We start from the raw sequence: 24,812 nt of genomic DNA on the forward strand, positions 1-24,812 counted from the left end.
CTACAAGCTCCTCAGGTAGCGGCGGGCCACCAGCAGATTGAAGGCGAGATAGAACAGGTAGTTCACCGCGAAGGCGTACACGGCGCCGGGCAGCCCGTACCAGCGGGTGAACACGAAGACCAGGGCCAGGTAGCTGGTGGCGAAGACGAATTCCGACAGCACGAACAGGCCGGTCATGGCCTTGGCCAGCATCAGGTACGACAGCACGAACGATGCGATCTTGATCACGTCGCCGATCAGCTGCGGCCCGTACAGCGCATTGGCGGCGGCGAAGTCGGCGGTGAACAGCGCACGCGTCACCCATTCGCGCGCCACGTACACCAGCAGGGCCAGCGTCGCCGCGGCCGGCAGCAGCTGGCGCCAGGCCTGGCCCAGCTCGCGCTTCAGCTCCTCGCGCTCGCGCACCGCGGCCAGCCTGGGCAGGTAATAGACATTGATCGCGGTGGTGAGGAACAGCAGGTAGGCATCCGACACCCGCGTCACCGCCTGCCAGTAGCCGACCTGCTCCCAGCCGAACTGCGCGGCCAGATGGTCGCGCACCGCGATATTGACCAGCGGCGCGCACAGCGCGGAACTGAGCGTCATCAGCGAGAACGTGGCCAGCCGCACGATCATGTCGCGGTCGTAGCCGGCGCGCAGCATGCCGGGGCGGAAATCCGGGCTGCGCCACCACGCCGGCAGTCCGATCGCCAGCCACAGCAGCTGGCCCAGCACCAGCGCCAGCAGCGCGCCGTACAGACCCTGCTGCCACGACAGCCACGCCGCCAGCAGGATGCTCAGCGCCGAACCCACCACCTGGATAAACACCAGCCGGCGCACGTCCATGAAGCCGTTGATCACCGCCAGCAGATAGTTGCTTACCGCAATACCGACTTGTGCGAACGCCAGCACTCGCAGCAGGCCTTCGTAGCGCGCATCGTCCAGCAGCCACAGCGCGAGCTGCCGGCTGAACAGCAAGGCGGCCAGGCCCATCAGGATCGCCGCGCACAGCGCGTAGCCCAATGCCGCGCGCAGCAGGCGCGCCAGGCGTTCCGGATCGTCGCGGTACTCGGCCACGTATTTGACGATGGCCGCGCTGATCCCGCCGCCGGCCAGCACCGCCAGCAGCGACATCAGGCTCATGAACTGGCCCAGCTTGCCGACGCCGTCCGGCCCGGCGGCCCATGCCACCAGCTTGACCACCACCAGGCCCGCGAGCAGGCGTGCGGCGGTGCCGATGGCGCTGTACAAGCCGGCGCGGGCGATGCTCATGCGCCGGCCTTGAAGCTGCGGCAGGCGGCGATCACACGTTCCACCGCTGCATCGTCCAGCGCCGGATTCAGCGGCAGGCTCAGCACTTCCGCATGCAGCCGCTCGGCCACCGGCAGCTGGAAGCGATGCCATTCCGCATAGGCGGGCTGGCGATGCGCCGGCACCGGGTAATGCACCTGGGTGTGGATGCCGTGCGCCTGCAGATGGCGCTGCAAGGCATCGCGCCGCCGGCTGCGCACCACGAACAGATGCCAGACGTGGCCTTCCTCGCGCGCCACGTCGGGCAACGCGATGGCCGGATGGCCGATGCCCTCGCGATAGCGCCGCGCGATGCGGCGGCGGAGCAGGATCTCTTCGTCCAGATGCGCCAGCTTCACCCGCAGCAGCGCGGCCTGCATCTCGTCCAGGCGCGAATTCACGCCCTGGAACTGGTGGTGGTACTTGGTCTCCGAGCCGTAGTTGCGCAGGGCCGCGACGCGGCGGGCCAGCGCATCGTCGCTGGTGGTGACCGCACCGCCATCGCCGAGCGCGCCGAGGTTCTTGGTCGGGAAAAAGCTGAAGGCCGCCGCGTCGCCGAAGGCGCCGGCCTTGCAGCCTTCCTGCGATGCGCCATGCGCCTGCGCGGCGTCCTCGATCAGCAACAGCCCGCGGCGGCGCGCCAAGGCGGCCAGCGCCGGCATCTCGGCCAGCTGCCCATACAGATGCACCGCGATGATGGCGCGCGTGCGCGGCCCGATCGCCTGCTCCACCTGGGCCGGATCGAGATTGAAGGTCAGCGGATCCGGCTCCACCGGCACCGGCACCAGCCCGCTCTGGCTCACCGCCAGGAAGGTGGCGATAAAGGTGTTGGCGGGCACGATCACCTCGTCGCCCTCGCGCAGCGCACCCAGGCCGCGCCAGGCGCGCAGGATCAGCGCCAGCGCATCCAGCCCGTTGCCCACGCCCAGCGCATGGCGCACGCCGCAGTAGTCGGCGAACTCGCGCTCGAACGCTTCCAGCTCGGCGCCGAGGATGTACCAGCCCGAATCGATCACGCGCGCGGCCGCGGCTTTCAGCGCCTCGGCATAGCGCGCATTGACCGCCTGCAGGTCGAAGAACGGGACGCTCATGCGAACTCCCATTCGTAGAAATCGTGCACCGCGGCGCGCGCGCCGAAGCGCTCCTTCTGCGCGACCAGACCGGCGTTCAGCACGCGTCCGGCCTGCTCGGTGGAAATGCCGAAGCTGAAGTGGCGCTTGTGCGCATAGGTGTGCTCGATCAGTTCGGCCAGCAGCAGGCTCAGGGCGTGGCGCTGGCGGCCGGCTTCGGAGGCGGCCAGGTATTGGGTGTGGGCTGCCGGACCGAGGTCGTAGACGAGCGCGGCGGCCAGCACTTCGTGTTCGTCCGCCACTTCGTGCAGCACGATCTGTTGCGGGAAACGGCCCTGCAGCAGGCGCAGCTCGGCCAGCGAATGGACCGGCGTGGCCTCGTGCCTGGCCAGTACGTCCGTCAGCAGCGCGTGGAACGGTGCGAGATCGCCGCCGGCGCGCACACTCAGCCCGGCCTTGCGCGCCTTGGTCACCGCACGGCGGCGCTCGTCGGTGAGTTCGAACGGTTCACGCAATGCGATTACCGAGGACAGGTCGCGCCGCACCAGCCGGGCACCCAGGCGATGCAGTGCGTAGAGATCCTCTTCCGCGGGATAGGCATGGAATACATGCGGCACCGCCTTGTAGAGCAGCCGCTTCACGCCCAGCGCGCGATAGTGCTCAGCGATCTTTTCGAACGCCTCCAACGCCGCCTCGGCGCGCAGCGCCTGCGAGCTGATCAGCCCCGCATACGTCAGCCCGCCGTGGCTGCTGACCTGCTCGCCGTCGCGGTTGGCCGGCAGCACGGCGACCAGTTCGCCGTCCTTCTCGATCAGCAGCGAGGCGTCGGCGAAACGCTCGGCGTGATAGTCCATATAGCCTCGCCGGTGCAGCAGGTTGCCATTGCGCGAACGCGCCACCAGCGCGTCCCAGGCCGCGGCATCGACGGGCTTGTAAGGCTTAACCGAGAGCATGCGCGCCCTCCGCGACCAGCTGGCCCGCCTTGCCTTCGAACGCCGCCTCGGCCACGCCGAAGCCGGCCATGCCCATGTCGTTGCCGTTGTAGAACATCAGCAGCCTGCTGCCGTGGCGCAGCAGCGCCGGATAGCTCAGCGCGCGCGCATCCCAGCCGTCGCGGGACGGCGCGATGCCCAGCGCCTCGTCGTGGCGCTCCCAATGCACGCCGTCGTCGCTGAACGCCACGCCGGGCTGATAGCGCCCCGCGCGGTCGCCCCAGGTGAAGTACATGACGTAGCCGCCGCCGAGCCGGTACACGCGCGGCCGACCGATGCGGTATTCGTCGCCGCGGGGCAGCAGGCACATGCGGTCGCCGCGCGGGATGGCGCTGAGGTCGCGCGTCTCGGTGTAGCAGATGTGGTAGCGCGGAAACGGCCGGCCGCCGATCGATTCCCAGTCGTCGCCCACCGCGTACCACAGGCGCCACAGGCCTTGCTCGTAATGCGCGCTGTGGATGGCGGCGATGGTGCTGCGGCGCGGCGCGCGATCCAGGATCGGCGTCTCCTGCACGCGCTGGAAGCGCTGCCCGCCGTCGGTGGACAGCGCCAGTCCGCTGAAGGCGAGGAACTTGGCCTTGGCCACCTGCTGGAAGCCCACGTAGAACAGATGCAGCCCGCCCGGCGCATCCACCACGTCGCCCAGGATCATGCCGTTGTCGTCGAAGCAGCCGCCGCGGCCAACGTCCAGCGCCGGCCTGGCGCTGACCGCGAGCACGCGCGTGGGCTCTGCCGCCGCCAGGTCGACATAGCCGAGCCGGCTGACGCCGGCATCGTCGCGAAAGCCCGCATAGACGCGGATGCGCTCTTCGTCGAGCCGCCACGGCGTGGGCGTCAGCGCCGAATGGCGCATCCAGCCGCCGACGCCCTGGCGCGCCACGTCGAAGACCAGTCCGCGCTTGGTCCAGGCGAGTGGGATGGCGGCAGGCATGCGCGCTAGAACCTCACATCCAGGCTGGAGCGGTCCGGCAAGGCGCGCGCAGGCGAGCCGACGTAGACCTTGCCCGGTTCGGTATCGCGCACCACCAGGGCGCCGGAGCCGATCACATTGTCGGCCGCCACTTTCACGCCGTCGTTGAAAGTGGCGTTGACGCCGACGAAGCTGCTTTCGCCGATGTCGCAGAAACCCGAGATCACCGCATGCGAGGCGACGAACACATGGTCGCGCACCACCGTGCGGTGCCCGACGTGGTTGCCGCTCCACAGGATGCAGTTATTGCCCACCGTGACGAAGGGCTGGATCACATTGTTCTCGAAGATGAAGCTGTTCTCGCCGATCTGTGCGTTGCGCCAGACGAAGGCGCGGCTGCTCACATAGCTGGCGAAGCGGTAGCCCCTGGCCTTGGCGTCGAGATAGAAACGCGTGCGCAGGCGGTTGAGGCCCGTGGCGGGAATCGCCACGAACAGCTCGGCGTCGCCAGGCGCATAGCGCGCAGCAAGCTCCTCGTAAGCCAACACCGGGCGGCCTTCCAGCTCGGTGTCCTTCAGGTGCGCGCGCTCGACGCTGAAGGCGACCACGTCGTAGTCGCTGTCGTGCTCGAAGTATTCGAGCGCGATCCGCGCCATCTCGCCCGCGCCGATCAGCACCAGCGGCCGGCTCATGCCACCGCGCCCCCGAGGCGGTGGAAGCCGTTGGCTTCGCGCAGGAATTCGTCGTAGTCGGTGATGTAGTCGGCCGGGTCGTAGAACTGGTCGGCCAGCACCATCAGCACGCAGTCGTCGCTGAAGCCGTACAGCTCGCGCCACACCATGTCGCCCAGCAGCAGACCCTGGCTCGGGTCGTTCAGCACCACCTCGACCGGGCCGGTGCCGTCGTCCAGCAGGATGGTGACCGAACCGCGCACGGCCACCGCCAGCTGCTTGAGGTGCCGGTGCGCATGGCGGCCGCGGTGCACGTTCGGCTCGGTGGCGTACACGTAGTACACCCGCCGGATCTCGAACGGCACGTTGCGCTCCTGTTCCAAGGCCACGAGCATGCCGCCGTGGTCGCCGTGCTGCTGAAACTGGATGCGTTCGATGTCCATCGTGGCTGACTCTTCGCTCGTGTGAGAACGACCTGTTCGAGGCTGAGTGCCAGTGGCGCCGGGAAAGGTTGCGTGTGCTTCTTGCGGAGCGGCGTAGGTTGGGGTGAGCCGCGGGCGAACCCCAACGTTGCGCAACACCCGCACGCTCAAGTTGGGGTTCGCCTGCGGCTCACCCCAACCTACGCCGGCCTTGCAACCTTTCTCGATCCAGGCGGCACCTACGCCTCGACACGACGCGCGGGGATCGCTGGATGGGTTCGAGGTACGAGGACAAGGCCGACATGCCGATGCCGGGCAGCACGCCCGCCATCGCGGCCCAGGAACACCAAGCCCCGCAGGAGCAGGAACCGATCCGCCGCCCGCGCGGCATGGCGATCCTCCACTGGACCACGGTGCTGCTGCTGATCGCCGCCGCCGCCTTCGCGCTGACCCGCGACGAAGTCGCCGGCCGCGTCGCACGCCAATGGCTGCTGGAAGGCCATCGCCACACCGGCCTGCTGGTGCTGCTGCTGGCGGTGCTGCGCATCGGCCTGCGCCTGCGCCACGGACGCCTGCCGCAGGTCGTCCACTCGCGTCTGATCCGCATCGCCGCGTGGCTTACCCATGCCGCGCTGTATCTGATTCTGCTCGCCCTGCCGCTGCTCGGCTGGGCGCTGAGCAATGCCGAAGGCAAGCCGGTGTATTTGTTCGGCGCCGCCTTGCCCGCACTGGTGGCCGACGACGAAGACCTCGCCGACGCCTTGCTGGTATGGCACCAGGACATCGCCTGGGCCTTGCTCGCCCTGGTGCTGCTGCATATCGGCGCCGCGCTCTATCACCACTTCGTGCGGCGCGACGACGTGCTCCGCGCGATGTGGCCGTGGCGTTCGCGCTGAATCCTTCGCTGTGACCCCTCGCGCAAGTCCCCCATCCCGAAACACCAAGGAGGTTTCATGCTGTCTCTGCCGTACCGCCGGATGGCGCGCCGCACGCGGAACATGACCGTGCTGTACGGCGTGGGCGCCGCCTTCTCGCTGGCCTGCACCACCGCGCAGGCCATTCCCGTCTACGCCCGCCAGACCGGCGCCGCCTGCGCCGACTGCCATGCCGGCTCCTATGGCCCGGCGCTCACGCCCTACGGCATGCGCTTCAAGCTCAACGGCTATACCGACACCGACGGCAAGGGCTTCAAGATCCCGGTGGCCGCGCAGCTGATCGGCACGCGCTCGGTGCCAGCGCGCGGCGAGAGTTCCAACCGGCTGACCGAAGCGGACGTCTATCTGGCCGGACGCCTGACCGAACAGGTCGGCGGCTATGTGAAGGTGACCAGCAACAACGACGGCCACAACCGCTTCGACACCAAGCTGAGCGACGTGGACCTGCGCTTCGTCGCCAAGGAGCTGAAGCTCGGCGGCAAGGACCTCACCGTGGGCGTGAGCGTCAACAACAATCCCGGTTTCCAGGATCCGATCGCCGCCCTGCCCGCGGCGTCTTCGCTGGGCCCGCCGGGCGTGACCGGCACCGTGCTCAATCCGTCCAGCCCGAATGCACCGGCCAACCGCGTGTTCGGCGCCACCGTGTATGGGCTGTACGACTCGCACTGGTACGGCGAACTGGGCACCTACAACTCCATGCAGCGCTCCACCCAGGACCGCCTCGGCTACAACCCCAATGGCGACCCGGGCAAGCTGCACGACACCGGCTATGCGCGCTTCGCCTACATGCGCGACATGCGGCGGCAGTTCTTCTCCGCGGGCGTGGTCGCGCTCACCACCAAGCGCGAACTGCCGCGCACCGGCGGCCCGATGGACCGGCTCACCGACCTGGGCTACGACCTCACCTACCAGTTCCTCGGCAACCGCGAGCACATCGTGCAGCTGAGCTACGTGAACATCCTGGAGCGGCGCAAATACGGCAGCACGCCGGCCAGCCCGATCGCGCCGGGCCTGCTGGCCAAGCCGCGCGGCACGGTGCACGACCAGACCCTGACCGTGGCCTACACCTTCAAGCAGAGCTACACCCTGCTGTTCTCGCACATGGTCAGCACCGGCTCGCGCGACGACGCGCGCTTCATCCCTTACGGCGTGCCCGATACCACCGCCAACCTGGTCAGCCTGTACTGGGCGCCGTTCGGCAAGGACGACTCGTACACGTCGATGGCCAATCTCAAGCTCGCCGCCAACTGGTTCCGCTTCACCCGCTTCAACGGCGCCCGCGACAACATCTTCGGCGCGCCGGGCACCAATGCACGCGACTTCAATGCCTTCTCCCTTACCGCCGCCGTGGCGTTCTGACCGGATCCGATGCGTGAAGACCTCAAGCCTTAAGCGAAACTTTCGAAACCTCGCCCTCGCCGCGCTGGCCTGCGCATGGATGACGACCTCGCCGGCCTTCGCCGGCGATGCATCGGCCGGCGCCGACGTGTTCAAGAGCGAATGCGCCGAGTGCCACAGCATCAAGGAGGGCCGCAACAAGAAAGGCCCCAGCCTGTTCGGCGTGCTCGGCCGCAAGGCGGCGACGGTGCCGGACTACGAGTACTCCGATGCGCTGCGTGCGCAGTCGTCATGGGTGTGGACACCGGAACAACTGCACAGTTATCTCGCTCAACCGGCCAAGCGCGCCAATCCCGGTACGAAAATGAAATACGATGGGCTGAACGATCCAAAACAGCTCGACGATCTCATTTCCTACCTGGGCACGCTCCACTGACGACACGTTCCGCCGCTGTACGCACTGCGTCGCCGCTACGCCGGATGCTTCCCGCCGTGGCGGCCACCTGCATGGCGCTGCCGCTGCATGCGGGCACGCTGGGCGGCGGCATCGCGCTGAGTTCGCAGCTGGTCGACCGCGGCCAGGCCATCACCAAGGCCACGCCGGTGCTGCAGGGCGTGCTGTCGTGGAGCACGCCGGACGGCTGGGCGCTGGGGCTTTCCGCCAGCGCCATGGCGCGCTCGCCGGGGCGCATGGTGGAAGCGATGGGCCAGGTCGCGCATTACTGGACGCTGTCGGACGACTGGTCCATGCAGGCCAGCGCCATCTACTACAAATACCCCGTGCGCAGCCGCTTCTTCGACCGCAGCGAAGGCGGGCTGCACTGGACGTACCGCGACGTGCTCACCTTCGGCGTCTCGGCCACCCACTTTCCCCATGCCGACCACGAACGCACCCGCCCGGGCGCGGATGCCAACTTTCACTGGCCCTTGACCGAGGAGCTATCGCTCTCCGTGGGCGCTGGCGTGGCCAAATCCTATTTCGACCCCTACCCCTACTACCGCTACGGCCATGCTGGCCTGGCCTGGACCCGGGGCGCCTGGCGGGTGGAGCTGGACCGGGTGGCGGCGGATGTGAAGACGCCCCGGTACTGGCGTTCACGTTCGCCCGAGGCGGAGCCCTGGGTGGCGACCGTACTCTGGTCGTTCTGAGCGCTTGCGACGAATCCCAAACCCGGCGCAACCTTTTCCTATCCGGTCGGCACTCATGGGGACAGCCACGCCGCCCTCAGACCGGTGACCTGACGACCATGAACGAAGCCGATATCGAAGCCGATGCCACCGACCGCGCGCTGTTGCAGCGCATGGCGGCGGGCGACCGCGTGGCCCTGGCCACGCTGTACCGCGGCTACCACGGCCGCCTGACCCGCTTTCTGTCGCGCCTGACCCGGCGGCCGGACGTGATCGAGGAAGTCATCAACGACTGCTTCTGGATCGCCTGGCAGAAGGCCGGCACTTTCCAGGGCGATTCGCGGGTATCCACGTGGATCATGGGCATCGCCTACCGCTGCGGCCTGAAGGCCCTGCGCCAGCACGGCGACGAGCCGATCGAGGACGACGCCCTGTACGGCGACCGCGCCCCCAGCCACGACCCCAGCGAAGACCACGAACTGCGCGACTGGCTGGGCAAGGCGCTGGAGCGCCTCACCGTCGACCAGCGCGTGGTGCTGGAGCTGGTCTACGGCGTGGGCCATTCGCTCAACGACGTGGCCGTGATCATGCAGTGCCCGGTGGGCACGGTGAAGGCGCGGCTTTTTCACGCGCGGGTACGCCTGCGCAATGTCTTGCCGGATCTTGCCGGCGAATCCTCAGCGCACGTTGGAGGTGCGCCATGACGTTTTCGATCAACGCCAGCCGGGATTGCGCCCGCGCCTGGGAAGCCATGCCCTGGGTGCTGCAGGGCAACGCCTCGCCGGAGCAGGCGCAATGGCTGGACGGCCACCTGGCGCAGTGCGAAGCCTGCCGCGCGGAATACGCGCAGCAGATCCGCCTGCGCGACGCGCTGGCGCTGCCGGCCGATGTCGCGGTGGACGCCAACGCCGGCCTGAAGCATCTGCTCGACCGTCTGGACGCGCACGACGCCGAAGCCGCCGCGCCCGCCAAGGCGCGCGCGCGCAGCAGCGGCTGGCTGCTGCGCGGCCTGGCCGCCGCGGTGCTGCTGCAGTCGCTGGGCATCGGCATCCTCGGCCTGAAGCTGTATCGCGAACAGGGCGCGGCGGACTACCGCACCTACAGCAGCCAGGACGGCGCTGCCGCTCCGGCCGGCGCGATCCGTGTGATACCGGATGCCAGCATGAAGGTGGTCGACTGGAATGCCGCGGTGCATGCGCTGCACCTGCAGGTGGTGGGCGGCCCGAATACCGTGGGCGCCTATACCGTGGTGGCCGCCGACACCGCCACCACCCAGGCCGAAGTGGTGCGCCAGCTGCGCGCCACGCGCGGCATCCGCATGGCCGAGCCGGTGGCCTCGGTCCCGTGAAAGCGACGCTGCGCGCCTGCCTCGCCGTCGCCATGGCGCTTGCGCTCGGCGCCTGCGCGTCGGCGCCGGCCGGGCGCGCCAGAGCGGCGGCAACGCCTTCGGCCGCGGCGTCGATGAACAGCCAGCGCGACATCGTGCTGGCCGTGGCCAACCCGCTCGACCCGCCCGGCACGCACGCCGGCTCCAGCCTGCTCGGCTATGTGCCGCCGGGCCATTACGGCGCCGGGCAGCGCGCGGTCTCGCAGCTGGACGAACTGAAACAGCGCTACGGCCTGCGCGAAGTGGTCGGCTGGCCGATCAAGGCGCTGGGCCTGTTCTGCATCGTGGTGGAACCGCCCGCGGGCGCCGATCGCGAGGCCCTGCTGCAGAACCTGGCCAAGGACGAGCGCGTGAAACTCGCCCAGCCGCTGCAGGACTACGAGGTCTATGCCGACGCGCAGCCGCAGGCCCCGCACAAGTACAACGATCCCTACGCCGACCTGCAGCGCGGCTTCGTCGAGACCGACGCCGCCACCGCGCACGAAACCAGCCAGGGCAGCGGCGTGCACGTGGCCATCGTCGATACCGGCGCGGACGTCACGCATCCGGATCTGCAAGGCCGCATCGCCGACACCCACAACGCGGTGGACGACGACGCTGCCGCCTTCGACCGCGACGCGCACGGCACCGAAGTGGCCGGCATCATCGCGGCCATGGGCGACAACCACCAGGGCATCGTCGGCATCGCGCCCAAGGCGGTGCTGAGCGTCTATAAGGCCTGCTGGTATCCGGACCGCAACGCCGGCGCGCGCTGCAACTCGTTCACCCTGGCCAAGGCGCTGGCCGCGGTGCTGGATACGGATGCGCGCGTGGTCAATCTCAGCCTGGGCGGCCCGGCCGATCCGCTGCTGGGCAAGCTGCTGGATGAACTGCTGCGGCAGAAGCGCATCGTGGTGGCGGCGCGTCCGCCGGACGGCGAGGCCAAGGGCTTTCCCGACAACTCGCCCGGCGTGATCGTGGTGCGTTCCGCCGCCGCCACACCGGCGCCACCTGATGTAGTGAGCGCGCCGGGCAGCGATATCCTCACCACCCAGCCCCATGGCGGCTACGACTTCACATCGGGTTCCTCGATGGCCGCCGCGCACGTCACCGGCATCGTGGCGCTGCTGCTGTCGATCCAGCCGGATCTCGATGCCGCCTCCATCCGCAAGCTGCTGCTGATGGACGGAAAGACGGCTAATGGCCAGAGCCAGGTGAACGCGGCGCTGGCGGTGCGGGCGCTGCAGAGTTCGCTGCGCCACGCTGGATCGCCTTGACGATCGCGGCTTCCCGGCTGCGCGGAGAAAAGACCTCGATGCCCCCTTCGTCGGCCTGAAATGACATGGCGCGGCGGCGCCCGGCGTTCTATTCGTATGCGCCTGCGCGATCCTTTTATCTGCGCAGCTTCGAAGCTACCGCGCGACATGCCGCGCAGCTTCCCCCCGCAACGCCGGCGTTGCGCTTCCCCGATACGAATACCCAGACCATGACGCCCCCTTCGCGCCGCCAGTTCCTGCAGCTCTCCGCCCTTGCCATGGCTTCGGCCGCCGCGCCCTGGGCCGCCGTCCAGGCCCGCGCCATGCCCTCGCCCAGCTTCCCACCGCTGCCCGCGCACCGCCCCACCGGCCAGGAAGCGCTGGACCGGCTGCTGCAGGGCAATGCGCGCTTCGTCGCCGGCAAGGGCTCGGCCGCCTGCCGCACGCCGGAAGACTTCGCCAGGGTGGCGCAGAACCAGGCGCCGTTCGCCGCCATCATCGCCTGCGCCGATTCGCGCACCGCGCCGGAAATCATCTTCGACCAGGGCGTGGGCCAGCTCTTTACCGTGCGCGCCGCCGGCAACGTGGTGGCCGGCAGCGGGCCGGTGATGAAGGGCAGCATCGAATACGCGGTGGCCGAGCTTGGCGTGTCGCTGATCCTGGTGCTGGGCCACAGCGAATGCGGCGCGATGAAGGCCGCCATCCAGTTCCGCCACGAGCAGAACAAGCCGGCCGGCGCGATCGACGACCTGCTGGAACTGATCTATCCGGCCGTCGACCAGGCCGTGGCGCAGGACGACAGGCTCAGCGGCAAGGCGCTGCAGAAGCAGGTGACCTACAACAACGTCAGCAACGGCGTGCAGCGGCTGCGCGGCCTGGAGCCGATCATCGCGCCGGCGGTGCGTTCGGGGGCGTTGATGGTGGCGGGGGCGGTGCATGATCTGGCCACGGGTACGGTCACGGTGTGGCCGAAGCTGGCCTGACCGTCATACGGAGCTTGGGGCGCCATGCCGCCGGCGATACTCCGCCGGCGTCACGCCGAGGTACTGCACGAACGCACGCCGCAGATGATCGGCGTTGGAGAAGCCGCACAACGCGGCAACCTGCTTGGGGGCATGGGCGCCCTGCTCCAGGCGCTCGCGCGCGGCATGCACGCGCACCGACTCCACCCATGCCGCCGGCGTCATGCCCACTTCGTCGCGGAACAGCCGCGCGAAATGGCGCGGGCTCAGGCGCATCCGTGCGGCGAGATTCGCCACGCTGTGGTCCTCGCACAGATGCGCGGCGATCCAGCGCTGCAACGACTGCAAGGCCGAACGTCCGGCCGGCGCCGCCGCGCCGCCGCGGCTGAACTGCAATTGCCCGCCGCTGCGCTTGAAGTACATCACCAGCTGGCTCGCCACTTTCATCGCCACGGGGCGGCCCAGGTCTTCCTCGACCAGCGCTAATGCCAGGTCCAGGCCCGCGGTAACGCCTGCCGCTGTGCGCAGCCTGCGGTCGGCCACGTAAAGCGCGTCCTCTTCGACCGCCACGGCGGGAAAACGCTCGGCCAGCTGCTTCGCCACCGCCCAGTGCGTGGTGACGCGCCGCCCGTCCAGCAGGCCGGCGGCGGCGAGCAGGAAGGCGCCGCTGCAGATCGAGCCATAGCGCTTCGCGCGCCGCGCCTGTTCGGGCAGCCAGCGCAGCAGGGCCGCCGGCGCCTGCAGCCCGGCGGCGTGCGGTGCACCCGCCACCAGCAAGGTGTGGATCGGTTCGGGCGTGCCGCGCGCCGCGATGCTGCGGTCCGGCAGCAGCTGGACGCCTGAGGAGCTGCGGATCGGCGCCATGGAAAGGCCGATCACCTGCGGCCTGTAGAACGTGCGGCCGGCTTGCAGATTGGCTTCCGCGAACACGTCCAGCGGCCCGGCGACGTCGAGCAGTTGCACGCCTTCGACCGCGAGGATGGCGACGATACGGGGCGCTGGCATGCGTTTGTCCTCCCATGGCCGTGACCGCGGCGAAATGTCCGTTATTTGCGTATGACTGAAATAGAAGACAGCCCGGCGCAATCCTAGCATGGAGGCCTTCCCACCCAGCGAGGCCTCCCGCCATGTCCCCTGCCATCGACGCCGTCCGCGCACCCGACAGCCAGCTCGCGCGCGAGATCGCCGAATTCGTGCGCGACACCGCGACGGAACTGCTGTTCCACCACTCCAGCCGCGTCTACCACTTCGGCGCCATCGCCGGCCGCCGCGACGGGCTGTCCTTCGATCCGGAGCTGCTCTATGCCGGCGCCATGTTCCACGACGTCGGCCTGATGCCCTCGCACAGCAGCGCGCCCGACCGCTTCGAAGTGGACGGCGCCAACGCCGCCGCCAACTTTCTGCGCCAGCGCGGCATCGCACGGGCCGATATCGACACGGTATGGACGGCCATCGCCCTGCACACCACGCCGGGCATTCCGCAGTACATGCATCCGGTGGTGGCGCTGGTCACCGCCGGCGTGGAAATGGACGTGCTGGGCCTGACCTACGACCAGTACAGCGAAGCGCAACGCGCCGCCGTATTGGCGCTGCATCCGCGCACGCCGCGCTTCAAGGAGGACATCCTGCAGGCGTTCTACGACGGCATCCGCCACAAGCCGAAGACCACCTTCGGCAACGTCAAGGCCGACGTGCTCGCCGACAAGGACCCCAGCTTCGTGCGCGGCAATTTCTGCAGCGTGATCCGCTGCTCGCACTGGGCGGGCTGAGCGACCGGCTCACTCGCCGATCGCGTGGAAGACCTTGTCCGACGCCAGCGAGAGCAGGATCTTCGACGCAGGCAGATAGGCGCAGCGCACGGCATCTCCCTTGTGCAGCTGGCTGAATACGCGCTCGGGCACGGCGAAGTTGCCGGGCTCCTTCAGCGGCGGCACCACCACGCGGATCAGGCAATCGGGCGTGCCGCCGTTGCGGGCGATATAAAAGCGGTCGCCGACGATGCCATCGACGACCAGCTTCGAACCGACTTTCAAATCCTCGGCCAGCCGCTTCGCCTTGCGGTTCAGCGTCCACAGGAAGAAACCCGCCATCGGCAGCAGCATGCCGCCCAGCATCAGGAACACCCAGGCGTGCTTGTCGTGGCGATGTCCCAGGAAGGCGCCGGTGAGGCCGATCAGCAGGCATAACGCGCCGACGGCCATCATCAGGCTGGAGGCAACGGTGAGCACGCCTCGCGCCGTACGCTGCGGCGACGCCGACCAGTAGGCCTCGACGGCCTCGCGCTCCCGCGGCGTGAGCCGCACGCGCGTGCCCGGCATGGCGGGGACTCGACGAGCGGCCATCTAAACCATGGCCTGCTGCGTTCTTACCGATCCCATCGCGCATTCCTTCGCAGACCGGACCACCCGGCGGGCCGCACGATGACATGCGGCCCGCCGCAGCGACAAGCCGCGGCTAGAAATTCACACGGAAGCCCGCCGAGGCGCGCCATCCGCCGGCCAGTGCATCCGTCCGCGATGCATGCGCCGCCTCCGCATACGCACTCCAGGTCAAACCGAACGCCACCCGCCCGCCCACGGCCACCTCACGCGTGGTGGCGTGGCGCGCCGGCAGGATCACCGGCAGCGAACCGCCGTCGAGCGAAGCGGTGATATCGGGACGGTCGCCCACCGTATGCACCACCGCCACGCGGGCGTAGGCATCGCCGGTCAAGGTCGGGCCGAGGAAAAAGCTCTGGCCGAACAGCATGCCGGCGCGGGACATGAAGGTGTGGTTGCGCTGCGTATCGAAGCGCACGCGGTTGCTGGCCGTGTGCCCGACGGCCCCGATCGAACCATAGGCTGCCTGCACCTGCGGCTCGATATAGCCGCCATGTTCGCCGCGGAAACGGCGGCCCACGCGCACCGACACGCTGGATGCGCGCGCATGGTAGCGGCCGGAAGTGACGCCGAAGGCATCGCGCGAGGTGTAGTTGTCGCCCAGCCGGCCGGTGCGGGCCACAGCGTCGGCAAACAAACCGTTGCCCGTATTCCACACACCGTAGACGCCGACCGAATCGCCGCGCAGATCGGCGCTGCCGTTCTGCAGGTCGGCGCGGGATTGCGCATGCGTATACACCACGCCGATGGTGCCGCGGCCCTGGTCGGCATCCGCGCGCCATTCCGCGCCGGCGCTGACGTTGGTGGCGTTCTGCCGGTAGCTGCGGCCGTCCGCGCTGTCGCCCTTCAGGCTGCCGCCGTCCGTATCGGCCCAGAACGCGGAGCCGGCCGGCGCGTCGTCCAGGCGCGATGCTTCGCTGCGGCGGGAGACGGCGCGTTCGTCGAGCTGCCAGAGATTGGTCAGTGCGAGCGCGGCGTCGGCGGCGACCAGCACGCCGGTAGAGGGTGCGATCGCCACGTTGCCGACGGCCGGATCGGAAGCGGCCGTGCCGGTGGCGGGTGGCGTGCCGCCGCTCGTCGTGGTGCCGCTGCCAGTGTTGGCATTTCCACCCGTCGTGGTGCCGCTGCCGGTGTTGGCATTCCCACCCGTCGTCGTGCCGGTGCCGGTGCCACTGCCGGCGCCGGTATTCGAATCCGTCGTCGCGCCGCCGCCGGAGCCGGTGCCCGTGGTGCCGCCGCCACTCGGCGGTGCGCTCGATCCATCGCCAGCGATATCGATACCCGCCAGCAGGATCTGCCGATGATCCGCGCTCAGGCTCACCCGCGGCGTATAGCTGAAACGCACCAGCGCGTTCTGGTAGGTGCCGCTCCACTGCCCCGACAACCCGGCCGCGGCCAGGAAATTCGCCGTGCCGTTCGCCGCCGCGCTGGCATCGACGATCACGATCGGGCTGGCAGCGAGGATCGACGTGCCGGTGCGCAAGCTGGTGGCATTGATCCAGGACGTATCGTCCAACGCCGGGTCGTACGCCACGCGCACATTCTGCGTGCCTTGCGTGCTGAACGAGCTGACGCCGCTGCCGAACACCACCTTGTCCGCCGTGCCGTTGCGCACGTCGCTGAGCAAGGTGAACGCAGCGCCGTCGGCAAGACTGACCGTTGCGCCGCTACCCGCACTGCTGCCGATCTGCAGCGTGCGCAGGCTGTACGCAGGCACGCTGCCGGGCGCAAAGCTGCCCCAGCTGGCGGCGGTGTCGATCGCGCCGCCGCTGCCCACGCTGAGGCTGCCGGCACCGAAGTCGGTGGCCAGGGTGCCGTTGCCGGCGGCGATCCAGCGCGCCCCGTTGTTCACCACCAGGTTGGCGGCGCCGACGCTGCCGTCGGTATCGGCCAGCACCAGGCCGTTGAGCCAGGAGCCGGAAGTATCGAGCTTCAGATTCAGCGTGCCGAGGAAGCCGCCGCTGTTCGAAGCGGTGAGCACATCGCCCTGGATGGCGACGGCATGGCCGCCACCCTGGTTGATGTTGGTGGTGGCCGACGCCCCGGCCGTGGGCCGCGTGACCACGCCGTAGTGATTGGCCGCGGTCGATCCCGCCGCCTTGGCGATGGACAGCGCACCGTTGAAGTCCGCCGCGCCGTAGTTGGCCACGCCATAGGTGGCGCCAGCCTTTTCCGACACGGTGATATCGACATCGCTGGCCGCCGTGAACGACATGCCGTTGCGGATGCCGTACGCCGAATGCGTGCCCTGGTTGCCGGTCGGCAGCAGCCGCACCAGCTTGCCCGCGGTGGCCAGGGTCATGCGGCCGTTGTTGTCGATGCCCAGCACGTCCGAGTCGCCCTCGAAGGTGCCGTTGGTGGCGGTGACGGTGAGGTTGCCGTCGAAGCGCATGTAGCCGTTGCCGCCATTGCCGCCGAAGTTGTACGCGCCGACGGTGTCGCCGAAGCGGTTGGGGCCGCCCTGCACGGTGATGGTGGCGTCGCCGAAGAACTCGGTCTTGGACAGGCGATGGCCGGCATTGACGCCGAAGGCGGTGCGGTTGCCGAACGCCGTGATGGTGGTGGTACCGACCACGCCGATATAGCCGTTGTTGCGGATGCCCATCACCGTCGAGCCGCGGGCGATGGCGTACAGCTTCAGATTGCCGCCGATCTCCGTGCGCGTGGATACGCTGGGGTTCCAGATGCCGTTGACGTTGTCCGACGGATAGATGCCGCTGGCGGTGAGGTCGACGTTGCCGCTGACGCGCAGGATGCTGCGCCCGTCGCCCATGATCGCGTAGTTGGTGTTGTTGCTGTCCGACTCGGCGGTGAGGTTGCCGTTGATGGTGATGCGGCTGCCGTTGCCGGTGAGATAGATGACGCGCCCATAGCCCGGCGTCGACGCGTGCAGCGTGGTGTCGCCGTTGATGGTGATGCTGGCGAAATCGTCCGCCCACAGCGCGTAGGCATTGCCGTAGATGCCGCCGCTGCCCTTGGAGTTTTTGTCGTTGGCGGTGACGCTGACGGGCCCGTTGACGGTCACCGATTTCGGATCGGACTGCGGGCTGGAGGCGAAGATGCCGATGGCGCTGCCGCCGGTGGTGCCGGTGGCCGGCACGTCGCGCGTGGCGGTGATCGACACATTGCCCGCGGTGGCGTCGATCACGCTGGACGAGGACGACGAGGTGATGCCCACGCCCACCACTTGCGTGTTGGCCGATTCCACGTTGATGGCATCGCCCTGGGCCAGCGTGTAGGTAGGCGTACCGTTGTTGCTGGTGATGATGTAGCCGGGGTTGTAGCCGCCGGTGCCGCCGGGCGCATCGTTGCCGGCCACGCCGGTGACCGGTTGCGTATAGACCGTGGCGGCCGCTTCGGCCGGCACCGCCACGCAGGTCAACGCCACCGCGATCGACAGCGCCAGCTCTTGCCTTCTTGCCTGGAGCATGGCCCCGGCACTCCCCTTCGTATGCTGCGTCTTGCCCATGGTCTGGTTTTGGCCGCCGATAAAACGTTGGACAAAGCACGCCACGGCTGGTCATTTCGGGCCAACCCGCGGGAGCTTCATCATGGACGGCGCCATCTTCGGGACACCGCGTTGTCGCGCTGCCGACGCATGCCCTTGCGGGCAAACGGCACGTCCCCTGTAGAACGCGGTCGACTTGCTTGGCGGTGGCTTTAGTAACACACGGGCCGCACCAGGTGCCGGCGGTGTTGGCGCGGGCGTGACTGCAGTCACGCGGGGTTTTTCAGTGCGGTGAGCGGGCGCACATACCGCGAAAAACCATAAAGCAGGTGGTGGATATCGAAAAACATCCGCCATTCGCACCAGGCGCGGTCCGGGCACGCGACGCGCTAGGCTGTGCGGCATGACCATCACGATCCGCCTCGCCACCGACGACGACCGCCCCGCTCTGCGCGAACTGTTCCTGCAGGCGCGCCGGGCCACCTTTACCTGGGCCGCCGCCGACAGCTTCCGGCTGGAGGATTACGACGGCCAGACCCGCGGCGAACGCGTGCTGGTGGCGCAGGACGGCGACGGCAGCCTCGCCGGCTTCGTCGCGCTGTGGGAGCCGGACCGCTTCGTGCATCACCTGTATCTCGCCGCCGGACAGCAGCGGCGCGGCATCGGCCGCGCGCTGCTGCAGGCGCTGGGCTGGCCGGAGCAGCCGCTGCAGATGAAATGCCTGCGCCGCAACGAGGCGGCGCTGGCGTTCTACGAGAAGCTGGGCTTTGCGGGGATCGGCCAGGGCCAGGGCGCCGACGGCGAATACGTACTGCTCGCTTCGCACCGGGCGCAGGCCATCTCAGGCTGAGCGCTCGGCCGCATCTGGAACTCTTCAGCGATACGCCTCGATCGCCGTCTTGATCAGGGCCAGATCGTCCTCGATGCCATAGCTCGGCGGCGCCGAATAACCGAAGCGCGTGATCACCAGGTGCGCCGAGGGAATCACGTAGATGCGCTGGCCCATGGTGCCGCTGGCATAGAAGCCCTCCTTCGGATAGCCGGCCTCGATGCGCCACTTCGCTTCCTTGCTGCGGCCGTCGTTGGTCCAGAAACCGGCGCCGTACGGGGCGTCGAGGGTGGAGCAACGCGACCAGTCCATCCAGCCTTCCGGCAGCACGCGCTTGCCGTCCGGCGCGATGCCGTCGCGCAGGTACAGCCAGCCCAGGCGCGCGTAGTCGCGGGCGCTGGCATACACGTAGGTGGAGCCGATAAAGGTGCCGGCGCCGTCGAATTCCATCGTCACGTCGCCCATGCCCAGCGGCGCGAACAACTCGCGGCGCGCGAACTCGCGCATGCCCGGCGCACCGCCGCCGACCACGCTGCCAAGCTTGCGCGAGAGCAGCACGGTGTCGGCCGAGGTGTATTCGAAAGTGCGGCCCGGTGCCTCCTTCGCCGGCTGCGCGGCAGCGAAGGCAGCCATGTCGCCGTGCAGGAATTCCATCTTCGCCACGGGGCTTTCGGCGGACTCCGCTTCTTCCACCGCCAGGCCGCTGCGCATGCGCATCAGGTCTTCCAGCGTGATGACGCGGCGCGGATCGTTCTTGTCCTTCCATTCCGGCGGGTTCAAGGGTTCGTCCACGCGCAGCTTGCCCTCGCGCACCAGGATGCCGAACAGCGCGTTGGTGAACGACTTGGCCACCGAGAAGCTGAGCAGCGGCGAGTGCTCGTCGATGCCGTCGGCGTAGCGCTCGGCGACGACCTGGCCGTCCTTCACGATCACCACCGCCTTGACGCGCTTGACCGGCTGGCCTGCATGTTCGGCGAACACGTTGTCGATCGCGGCCGTGACGGCCGGCTTGCTGGACGCGACGCGCCCCTTCGGCGCGAAACCATCGGCCCTGGGGGCGATGGGTGCGTCGGCGACCGTCGGCAGCGGCTGGTCGCCCGGCAGCACCAGGCGGCAGCCGTAGCCGGGCGTGAAGCGGGCGCGCGCCAGCTCGCTCAGCGGACCGGACACTTCGACCGTGCGGGTGTCACGCGAGACGTGCACTTTCAGCATGCGGCCGAAGTCGCCCAGCACCGGCATGACGAGCTGGTCGAAGGTCTGGTCCGGATCCTGCCCGCCGACGAAGGTCATCGAGCAGACATGGTGGGCGGCGACGCCAGCGGCCACCGGCAGGATCTGGCTGAGCTGGGTGGTGCCGTAGGCGCCGGCCGCGGCGGCGAAGGCCGTGGTGGCGAGGCTGGCGAGCACGATGGATGTCTTGCGCATGGCGGTCGGTCTCCGTGGGTGTGGCGAGAGTCTGCGGAGACTGGCGGGACGGAGGGGGCCGGAGTGGGACGAAGGCGCTGGGGGCGGGGACGAAACCCGGATGGGTCGGCGGGAAGGCCGGAACGCGACATCCAGCCCCCTCTCCCCTGCGGGGAGAGGGTTGGGGTGAGGGGGGCTACGGAGCGTAGAAGCGGGATAGGAAAAGCGATCGACGCTTCGTCGATCCGCCGTCGCGAGCACCCGCCCCTCATCCGCCTGCCGGCACCTTCCTCGCTCCTCAATGCCGCGCACATCCCTGTGCGCTCCCCGCGTGCTCCCCGGCGGGGAGAAGGATTCCAGTATCAAAAGGAGATCGACACACCCGGCGGCAGGTTCTCCAAATACCGCTTCGTCCACGTCACCCGCGCCCCATCCCGTAGCAGCAGCCGCTTTTCCCCTTCCGGCCACGGCTGCACTTCGCGGATCGCATCGAGCTGGACGACGGTGGAACGATTCACCCGCACGAACCGTGACGGATGCAGCCGCGCCTGCATCGCATCCAGCGTGCCGCGCAAACGCCGCGGTTCGCCATCGACGAAGACCTGCAGATAATTGCGGTCCGACTCGATACGGTCGATGCGCTCCACCGGCACCAGCTCCGCCGCATCGCCCACCGGCAGCAGCAGGCGTTCGAGATAGCGCGCCGGCGGCGGCGCGTTTTCCAGCAGGCCGTCAACGCGGGTGCTCACGCTCAGCGAGGGCGCCACCTTCTCGCACAAACGGCGGATTGCAGCCTGGAAACGCTCGGGGCCGACGGGCTTCAGCAGATAGTCGAACGCATGCACCTCGAACGCGCGCACGGCCTGGTCGTCGTGCGCGGTGACAAAGACGATCTCCGCCGGCAGCGGTTCGCCCAGCGCCTGCAATACGGCAAAACCGTCCATGCCCGGCATGCTGATGTCGAGAAAGACCACATCGGGATGTTCACGCTGGATCAGCCGCACCGCTTCGCGCCCGTCGCCCGCTTCGCCCACCCACACGACACCTTCGGCCTCGGCCAGATAACGCCGCAGCTTCGCGCGTGCCGGCGCCTCGTCGTCCACCACCACCGCGCGCAGGGTCATGCCGCCTCCCAGCGCCGCGCGGGCAGCCAGACGGTGACCACGCTGCCGCCTTCCGGCAAAGGCTCCAGGCGAACACCGGCCTCGTCGCCATAGAGATGCCGCAAGCGCGCTTCCACATTGCCCAGCCCGATACCGTGGCCCGCGCGCGCAACGCCACCGCCGCCATCGCGCACCTTCACGGTGAGGCGATTGGCATCCCGTTCGGCTTCCACGCGCACCAGGCGATGGTCGCCCTGCCCGCCATGCTCGATGGCGTTTTCCACCAATGGCTGCAACAGCAGGAAGGGAATGCGCAGATCGTCCAGCGCGGCATCGCCCTGCACGTCGGCATCCAGTCCGGCGCCGAAACGCGCCCGCTGGATGTCCATGTACAGCGCCAGCAGCTTCCACTCGTCAGCCAGGCGATGCTCCTGCGCACCGGCCGATAGCGTCGCGCGCAGCAGCGAGCCGATGCGCGAAAGCATCTCGTCGGCCACGGCCGGCCGGTCGTACATCAGCTCGGACACCGCATTGAGCGTATTGAACAGGAAGTGCGGATTGAGCTGCAGGCGCAGCGCTTCCAGCCGCGCCTCCGACAGCGCCGACTCCAGCTGCGCCGCACGCAGCTCGCGCGCACGGCCTTCGCGGTAGCGGTCGAACAACCACAGGCCGACCGCGATCAGCACATAGAAGAACAGCTGGGTCGGCACTTCCATCACGTAGCGCCACACGGTGGGCGCATAGTCGTCCGCCGGCGCGCCGGCCAAGCCGAACACCAGCAGGCGCAGCCCCATCATCAGGCTGGTCTGCGCCACCGACAGGCCGGCGAACACGGCGAGGTGCCACAGCAGGCGCCAGCGGCGCCGGCGCAGCCAGCGCAAGGCATAGAAAACCGGCGGCAGAAAGGCACCGAAGCTGAGCGAGCCGGTCAACTCCTCGATCAGCAGCGGCGAGAACGGCGCGACGTGGCTATAAGCCACGCCGACCAGGTAGCGGTTGAGCGCACGCATCGCGCCGATCGCCACCAGCAGCAGCACCCACAAGACAAGCGCGTACCGCCGCCATACCGGCGGCGGCATGGCCGCGCTGCCCTGCTCCACCGCCATGCTCAGTGCGCGCCGGCCTGCTCGGGCACCACGGTCAGCACGATCTTCGACGGATAGGCGCTGCTGTGGTGCACGGCATTGTTGGCGATCACGCCGGCCGCCTCGTCGAAGTTGTTGCCGCCGGTATTGAGGTTGCGGTCGAAGCGCGGGAAGTTGCTGCTCGATACCGCGATGCGCAGCTTGTGCCCGGGCTTGAAGTAGTAGCTGGTGTCGATCGGCTGGAACGTCACCGGATACACCTCGCCGGCCTTCATCCATGCCAGCGGCTTGTCGTAGCCATTGCGGTAGCGCATGCGCTGGATGTTCTCGGTGATGTTGAAGGCCTGCCCGTCCGGATAGACGTCGATCACCTTGAAGGTGAAGTCGGTGTCCTTGGCGCTGGAGGAGACATTCAGCGTGACCGTGATCGGCCCGCTTACCTCGGTGCCCTGCGCGAACGCCTCGCTGTCGTAGACCAGCACGTCGTTGCGGGCTTCTTCCTTGCGCTGGTCGAAGGAGCCGAACTTCACCGCATTGCCCTGGCAGCAGCCGCCGCCGCCATAAGTCATCACCGGATTGGCCGGGTCGTAGACGAACTGGTCCGGATGATCGTCGGCTTCCGGCTGGGCAACGAGCTTGCCGTCGCCGTACATGGTGTTGGCCTTGCCGCCGCTGGCGAAGTAGAACTCCCTGGTGGTGGCGCCGACCGGCGGCCACGTCGCCGACTTCTTCCACTCGTTCTTGCCCATCAGGTAATACATCACCTTGGGTTGCTTCTTCACCACCTCGCTGTCCTCGCCCTTGAGGAAGCGGTCGAACCAGCCGAATACCAGGGCGTTGTAGTCGTAGCGCGCATCACCCATGTCCAGGTCGCCGACCATGGTGTGCTCGCTGGCGCGGGTATAGGCGCAATGCAGCACCGGCGCGATCACGGCGTATTGCTCGTCCGCCACTTCCTTCGGCGCCGTGCGGCGCACTTCGTTATACGCGGCGAGGTTCGGCGACACCGACACGTCGAACCAGCTCATGAACCACAGGCCCGGCTTGGCGATCTTCATGTTGTCGTGCCACAGGCCGCCCTTGTACCAGGCCGGATCGTTCGGCGTGCGCGCGATCATGTTGCCGCCGGTGGCCACCGGCATGCGCGTGTCGAAGATGCCCGGCGGGCCGTCCAGCGCCTTGATCATGTCCTTCACCGGCAGGTGCCAGAACGCCTTGTCCCAATCCACCGGCGGCATCTGCGTGGCCAGGTCGAAATAGCGCGAGGCATTGACCAGCTCGGCCTGGGTGGTATTGGCCGGGAAGTTCGGACGCACCTGGTTCTGGATGCCGTAGTCGTAGATCCAGGCAATGAACAGCATCTGCACCGCACCGCCGCGATACCAGTTGCCCTGCTCGTAATACGGGCCGACCCGGCCGACACCCGCACCGAAACCCTGCACGTTGAACGTGGCCAGCGATGGCTCGTTCTGCGCCACCACCGCCATCTGCCACTCGGCAGTGGACGAACAACCGGTAGTGCCGACCTTGCCGCTGGACCAGGGCTGCGAGGAAATCCAGCGCACCGCGTCCACGCCGTCGGTGATCGGCGCGCCGAGGATGTCGTAATTGCCCTCGGAGAAGAAATGCCCGCGCTCGTTCATTTCCACATAGGCGTAGCCGTGCTTCACCGCATCGAGTGCGCGCGTCATGTCGCGCGGCGCGCCCAGCTTCACGTCCCAGTAATTGAAGTTGTACGGCGTGCGCGAAAAGATCGTCGGCACCTTGCCCGCACCCTTGGGCCGGTAGATGTCCGCGGCCATGCGCTTGCCGTCGCGCATCTTCACCATCACCTTGCGGTCGACCACCGCCACGTCTTCCAGCGACTTCTCGGTGGCGTTGCGCTTGGCGATCTGCTCGGCTTGCGGATCGCGTGCCTGCGAAGCAGCTGCGAACGGCAGCGCCAGGCAGAAGGTGGCGGCCATGCCGCCGAGAATCGTGGGCAGGTGCTTGCGTAGCATGCGAGTTTTCCCCAGGGACCAAGCCGCGACTATACGCGAGCTTGCGCGGCGGGAATGGTGCGTCCGCACATCGGGCGCCCATGGCGGATGCAGCGAGGCAAACGCATTCGGGCAAGCCTTTCGGTGCCGCTATCTCTTTCTGTCCTAAATGTGGGTCTTTGGCGGCAAGCAGCCAGGCCGCCTCGCCTACCATCGCGCCCAGAAATTCCCAACTGAAAGTTGCACGCCCCGTTCAACGACGAGGCG

The 24,812-nt window shown here is 68.3% G+C and carries 23 protein-coding genes; 10 read left to right on the top strand and 13 right to left on the bottom strand.

Features of this window, described 5'->3' with window-relative positions; translation table 11 throughout:
* From KK141_RS11695 to KK141_RS11720, 6 genes are read right to left on the bottom strand one after another with little or no spacing between them, the layout of a single operon-like run.
* Positions 1-1,251, bottom strand: a complete 1,251-nt coding sequence (locus KK141_RS11695) for an O-antigen translocase (RefSeq protein WP_214571729.1) — start codon at positions 1,249-1,251, stop codon at positions 1-3.
* The gene (locus tag KK141_RS11700) at positions 1,248-2,360 is read right to left on the bottom strand and encodes a DegT/DnrJ/EryC1/StrS family aminotransferase (protein ID WP_214571730.1); all 1,113 of its coding nucleotides are present in this window, start codon (positions 2,358-2,360) and stop codon (positions 1,248-1,250) included. Before KK141_RS11700 ends, KK141_RS11695 begins: the two co-directional genes overlap by 4 nt.
* Entirely contained in the window at positions 2,357-3,292 is a 936-nt protein-coding gene (locus KK141_RS11705) for a GNAT family N-acetyltransferase (RefSeq protein ID WP_214571731.1), read from the bottom strand. The genes KK141_RS11700 and KK141_RS11705 overlap by 4 nt, the downstream gene beginning before the upstream one ends.
* Positions 3,279-4,262: a hypothetical protein gene (locus tag KK141_RS11710; protein ID WP_214571732.1), complete on the bottom strand. Its 984-nt coding sequence runs from the start codon at positions 4,260-4,262 to the stop codon at positions 3,279-3,281. The genes KK141_RS11705 and KK141_RS11710 overlap by 14 nt, the downstream gene beginning before the upstream one ends.
* A gap of 5 nt (positions 4,263-4,267) precedes the next feature.
* Positions 4,268-4,933 carry an acetyltransferase gene (locus KK141_RS11715; RefSeq protein WP_214571733.1) on the bottom strand — a complete coding sequence of 222 codons (666 nt, stop codon included), beginning with the start codon at positions 4,931-4,933 and terminating at the stop codon, positions 4,268-4,270.
* A complete protein-coding gene (locus KK141_RS11720; RefSeq protein ID WP_214571734.1) occupies positions 4,930-5,355 on the bottom strand; it encodes an FdtA/QdtA family cupin domain-containing protein in 426 nt (141 codons plus the stop codon). Before KK141_RS11720 ends, KK141_RS11715 begins: the two co-directional genes overlap by 4 nt.
* 251 nt (positions 5,356-5,606) lie before the next feature.
* On the opposite strand from KK141_RS11720, the gene KK141_RS11725 reads away from it, so the two are divergent.
* The 8 genes from KK141_RS11725 to KK141_RS11760 all read left to right on the top strand — a co-directional run bounded on the left by KK141_RS11725 (position 5,607) and on the right by KK141_RS11760 (position 12,340).
* Positions 5,607-6,230 carry a cytochrome b/b6 domain-containing protein gene (locus KK141_RS11725; RefSeq protein WP_250901717.1) on the top strand — a complete coding sequence of 208 codons (624 nt, stop codon included), beginning with the start codon at positions 5,607-5,609 and terminating at the stop codon, positions 6,228-6,230.
* 102 nt (positions 6,231-6,332) lie between these two features.
* Positions 6,333-7,628: a cytochrome C gene (locus KK141_RS11730; RefSeq protein ID WP_250901732.1), complete on the top strand. Its 1,296-nt coding sequence runs from the start codon at positions 6,333-6,335 to the stop codon at positions 7,626-7,628.
* A 79-nt stretch (positions 7,629-7,707) separates the two neighbouring features.
* Positions 7,708-8,043, top strand: coding sequence for a c-type cytochrome (locus tag KK141_RS11735; RefSeq protein ID WP_214571926.1), 336 nt, complete (start codon positions 7,708-7,710; stop codon positions 8,041-8,043).
* 56 nt (positions 8,044-8,099) lie between these two features.
* Positions 8,100-8,756 (top strand): hypothetical protein, encoded by a 657-nt coding sequence (locus KK141_RS11740; RefSeq protein WP_345777595.1) that lies wholly within the window; start codon positions 8,100-8,102, stop codon positions 8,754-8,756.
* A 98-nt stretch (positions 8,757-8,854) separates the two neighbouring features.
* Entirely contained in the window at positions 8,855-9,439 is a 585-nt protein-coding gene (locus tag KK141_RS11745; RefSeq protein ID WP_214571737.1) for a sigma-70 family RNA polymerase sigma factor, read from the top strand.
* Positions 9,436-10,083 (top strand): zf-HC2 domain-containing protein, encoded by a 648-nt coding sequence (locus tag KK141_RS11750; protein WP_214571738.1) that lies wholly within the window; start codon positions 9,436-9,438, stop codon positions 10,081-10,083. Before KK141_RS11745 ends, KK141_RS11750 begins: the two co-directional genes overlap by 4 nt.
* Before the next feature lie 32 nt (positions 10,084-10,115).
* Complete coding sequence (locus KK141_RS11755; protein WP_214571927.1) at positions 10,116-11,378, top strand: S8 family serine peptidase; 1,263 nt, start codon at positions 10,116-10,118, stop codon at positions 11,376-11,378.
* 209 nt (positions 11,379-11,587) lie between these two features.
* The gene (locus KK141_RS11760) at positions 11,588-12,340 is read left to right on the top strand and encodes a carbonic anhydrase (RefSeq protein ID WP_214571739.1); all 753 of its coding nucleotides are present in this window, start codon (positions 11,588-11,590) and stop codon (positions 12,338-12,340) included.
* 3 nt (positions 12,341-12,343) lie between these two features.
* On the opposite strand, the gene KK141_RS11765 is transcribed toward KK141_RS11760, so the two are convergent.
* Entirely contained in the window at positions 12,344-13,324 is a 981-nt protein-coding gene (locus KK141_RS11765; RefSeq protein ID WP_214571740.1) for a helix-turn-helix domain-containing protein, read from the bottom strand.
* Between the two features lie 122 nt (positions 13,325-13,446).
* Here KK141_RS11765 and KK141_RS11770 point away from each other — a divergent pair, with 122 nt between their 5' ends.
* Positions 13,447-14,088 (top strand): HD domain-containing protein, encoded by a 642-nt coding sequence (locus KK141_RS11770; protein ID WP_214571741.1) that lies wholly within the window; start codon positions 13,447-13,449, stop codon positions 14,086-14,088.
* A 9-nt stretch (positions 14,089-14,097) separates the two neighbouring features.
* On the opposite strand, the gene KK141_RS11775 is transcribed toward KK141_RS11770, so the two are convergent.
* Positions 14,098-14,637 carry a hypothetical protein gene (locus tag KK141_RS11775; RefSeq protein ID WP_214571742.1) on the bottom strand — a complete coding sequence of 180 codons (540 nt, stop codon included), beginning with the start codon at positions 14,635-14,637 and terminating at the stop codon, positions 14,098-14,100.
* Positions 14,638-14,773: 136 nt separating this feature from the next.
* Positions 14,774-18,127 carry an autotransporter outer membrane beta-barrel domain-containing protein gene (locus tag KK141_RS11780; RefSeq protein ID WP_214571743.1) on the bottom strand — a complete coding sequence of 1,118 codons (3,354 nt, stop codon included), beginning with the start codon at positions 18,125-18,127 and terminating at the stop codon, positions 14,774-14,776.
* A gap of 421 nt (positions 18,128-18,548) precedes the next feature.
* On the opposite strand from KK141_RS11780, the gene KK141_RS11785 reads away from it, so the two are divergent.
* On the top strand, positions 18,549-18,995 hold the full coding sequence (locus tag KK141_RS11785) for a GNAT family N-acetyltransferase (protein ID WP_214571744.1): 447 nt from the start codon (positions 18,549-18,551) through the stop codon (positions 18,993-18,995).
* Positions 18,996-19,019: 24 nt separating this feature from the next.
* On the opposite strand, the gene KK141_RS11790 is transcribed toward KK141_RS11785, so the two are convergent.
* The 4 genes from KK141_RS11790 to KK141_RS11805 all read right to left on the bottom strand — a co-directional run bounded on the left by KK141_RS11790 (position 19,020) and on the right by KK141_RS11805 (position 24,566).
* Positions 19,020-20,399 carry a serine hydrolase gene (locus KK141_RS11790; protein ID WP_214571745.1) on the bottom strand — a complete coding sequence of 460 codons (1,380 nt, stop codon included), beginning with the start codon at positions 20,397-20,399 and terminating at the stop codon, positions 19,020-19,022.
* 341 nt (positions 20,400-20,740) lie between these two features.
* Positions 20,741-21,502, bottom strand: coding sequence for a LytTR family DNA-binding domain-containing protein (locus KK141_RS11795; RefSeq protein WP_214571746.1), 762 nt, complete (start codon positions 21,500-21,502; stop codon positions 20,741-20,743).
* Positions 21,499-22,587 (bottom strand): histidine kinase, encoded by a 1,089-nt coding sequence (locus KK141_RS11800; RefSeq protein WP_214571747.1) that lies wholly within the window; start codon positions 22,585-22,587, stop codon positions 21,499-21,501. The genes KK141_RS11795 and KK141_RS11800 overlap by 4 nt, the downstream gene beginning before the upstream one ends.
* A gap of 2 nt (positions 22,588-22,589) precedes the next feature.
* Positions 22,590-24,566, bottom strand: a complete 1,977-nt coding sequence (locus KK141_RS11805) for a CocE/NonD family hydrolase (RefSeq protein ID WP_214571748.1) — start codon at positions 24,564-24,566, stop codon at positions 22,590-22,592.
* Positions 24,567-24,812: the final 246 nt, after the last annotated feature.

Origin of the sequence: Dyella sp. LX-66 (assembly GCF_018599165.1) — a bacterium.
GTDB classification, from domain to species: Bacteria; Pseudomonadota; Gammaproteobacteria; order Xanthomonadales; family Rhodanobacteraceae; genus Dyella_D; species Dyella_D marensis.

What these genes read in the sequence shown, in the direction of transcription:
- KK141_RS11695 (WP_214571729.1), bottom strand. Translation starts at nt 1,251, where the DNA reads ATGAGCATCGCCCGCGCCGGCTTGTACAGCGCCATCGGCACCGCCGCA.
- KK141_RS11700 (WP_214571730.1), bottom strand. Translation starts at nt 2,360, where the DNA reads ATGAGCGTCCCGTTCTTCGACCTGCAGGCGGTCAATGCGCGCTATGCC.
- KK141_RS11705 (WP_214571731.1), bottom strand. Translation starts at nt 3,292, where the DNA reads ATGCTCTCGGTTAAGCCTTACAAGCCCGTCGATGCCGCGGCCTGGGAC.
- KK141_RS11710 (WP_214571732.1), bottom strand. Translation starts at nt 4,262, where the DNA reads ATGCCTGCCGCCATCCCACTCGCCTGGACCAAGCGCGGACTGGTCTTC.
- KK141_RS11715 (WP_214571733.1), bottom strand. Translation starts at nt 4,933, where the DNA reads ATGAGCCGGCCGCTGGTGCTGATCGGCGCGGGCGAGATGGCGCGGATC.
- KK141_RS11720 (WP_214571734.1), bottom strand. Translation starts at nt 5,355, where the DNA reads ATGGACATCGAACGCATCCAGTTTCAGCAGCACGGCGACCACGGCGGC.
- KK141_RS11725 (WP_250901717.1), top strand. Translation starts at nt 5,607, where the DNA reads ATGGGTTCGAGGTACGAGGACAAGGCCGACATGCCGATGCCGGGCAGC.
- KK141_RS11730 (WP_250901732.1), top strand. Translation starts at nt 6,333, where the DNA reads ATGACCGTGCTGTACGGCGTGGGCGCCGCCTTCTCGCTGGCCTGCACC.
- KK141_RS11735 (WP_214571926.1), top strand. Translation starts at nt 7,708, where the DNA reads ATGACGACCTCGCCGGCCTTCGCCGGCGATGCATCGGCCGGCGCCGAC.
- KK141_RS11745 (WP_214571737.1), top strand. Translation starts at nt 8,855, where the DNA reads ATGAACGAAGCCGATATCGAAGCCGATGCCACCGACCGCGCGCTGTTG.
- KK141_RS11750 (WP_214571738.1), top strand. Translation starts at nt 9,436, where the DNA reads ATGACGTTTTCGATCAACGCCAGCCGGGATTGCGCCCGCGCCTGGGAA.
- KK141_RS11755 (WP_214571927.1), top strand. Translation starts at nt 10,116, where the DNA reads ATGGCGCTTGCGCTCGGCGCCTGCGCGTCGGCGCCGGCCGGGCGCGCC.
- KK141_RS11760 (WP_214571739.1), top strand. Translation starts at nt 11,588, where the DNA reads ATGACGCCCCCTTCGCGCCGCCAGTTCCTGCAGCTCTCCGCCCTTGCC.
- KK141_RS11765 (WP_214571740.1), bottom strand. Translation starts at nt 13,324, where the DNA reads ATGCCAGCGCCCCGTATCGTCGCCATCCTCGCGGTCGAAGGCGTGCAA.
- KK141_RS11770 (WP_214571741.1), top strand. Translation starts at nt 13,447, where the DNA reads ATGTCCCCTGCCATCGACGCCGTCCGCGCACCCGACAGCCAGCTCGCG.
- KK141_RS11775 (WP_214571742.1), bottom strand. Translation starts at nt 14,637, where the DNA reads ATGCCGGGCACGCGCGTGCGGCTCACGCCGCGGGAGCGCGAGGCCGTC.
- KK141_RS11780 (WP_214571743.1), bottom strand. Translation starts at nt 18,127, where the DNA reads ATGCTCCAGGCAAGAAGGCAAGAGCTGGCGCTGTCGATCGCGGTGGCG.
- KK141_RS11785 (WP_214571744.1), top strand. Translation starts at nt 18,549, where the DNA reads ATGACCATCACGATCCGCCTCGCCACCGACGACGACCGCCCCGCTCTG.
- KK141_RS11790 (WP_214571745.1), bottom strand. Translation starts at nt 20,399, where the DNA reads ATGCGCAAGACATCCATCGTGCTCGCCAGCCTCGCCACCACGGCCTTC.
- KK141_RS11795 (WP_214571746.1), bottom strand. Translation starts at nt 21,502, where the DNA reads ATGACCCTGCGCGCGGTGGTGGTGGACGACGAGGCGCCGGCACGCGCG.
- KK141_RS11800 (WP_214571747.1), bottom strand. Translation starts at nt 22,587, where the DNA reads ATGGCGGTGGAGCAGGGCAGCGCGGCCATGCCGCCGCCGGTATGGCGG.
- KK141_RS11805 (WP_214571748.1), bottom strand. Translation starts at nt 24,566, where the DNA reads ATGCTACGCAAGCACCTGCCCACGATTCTCGGCGGCATGGCCGCCACC.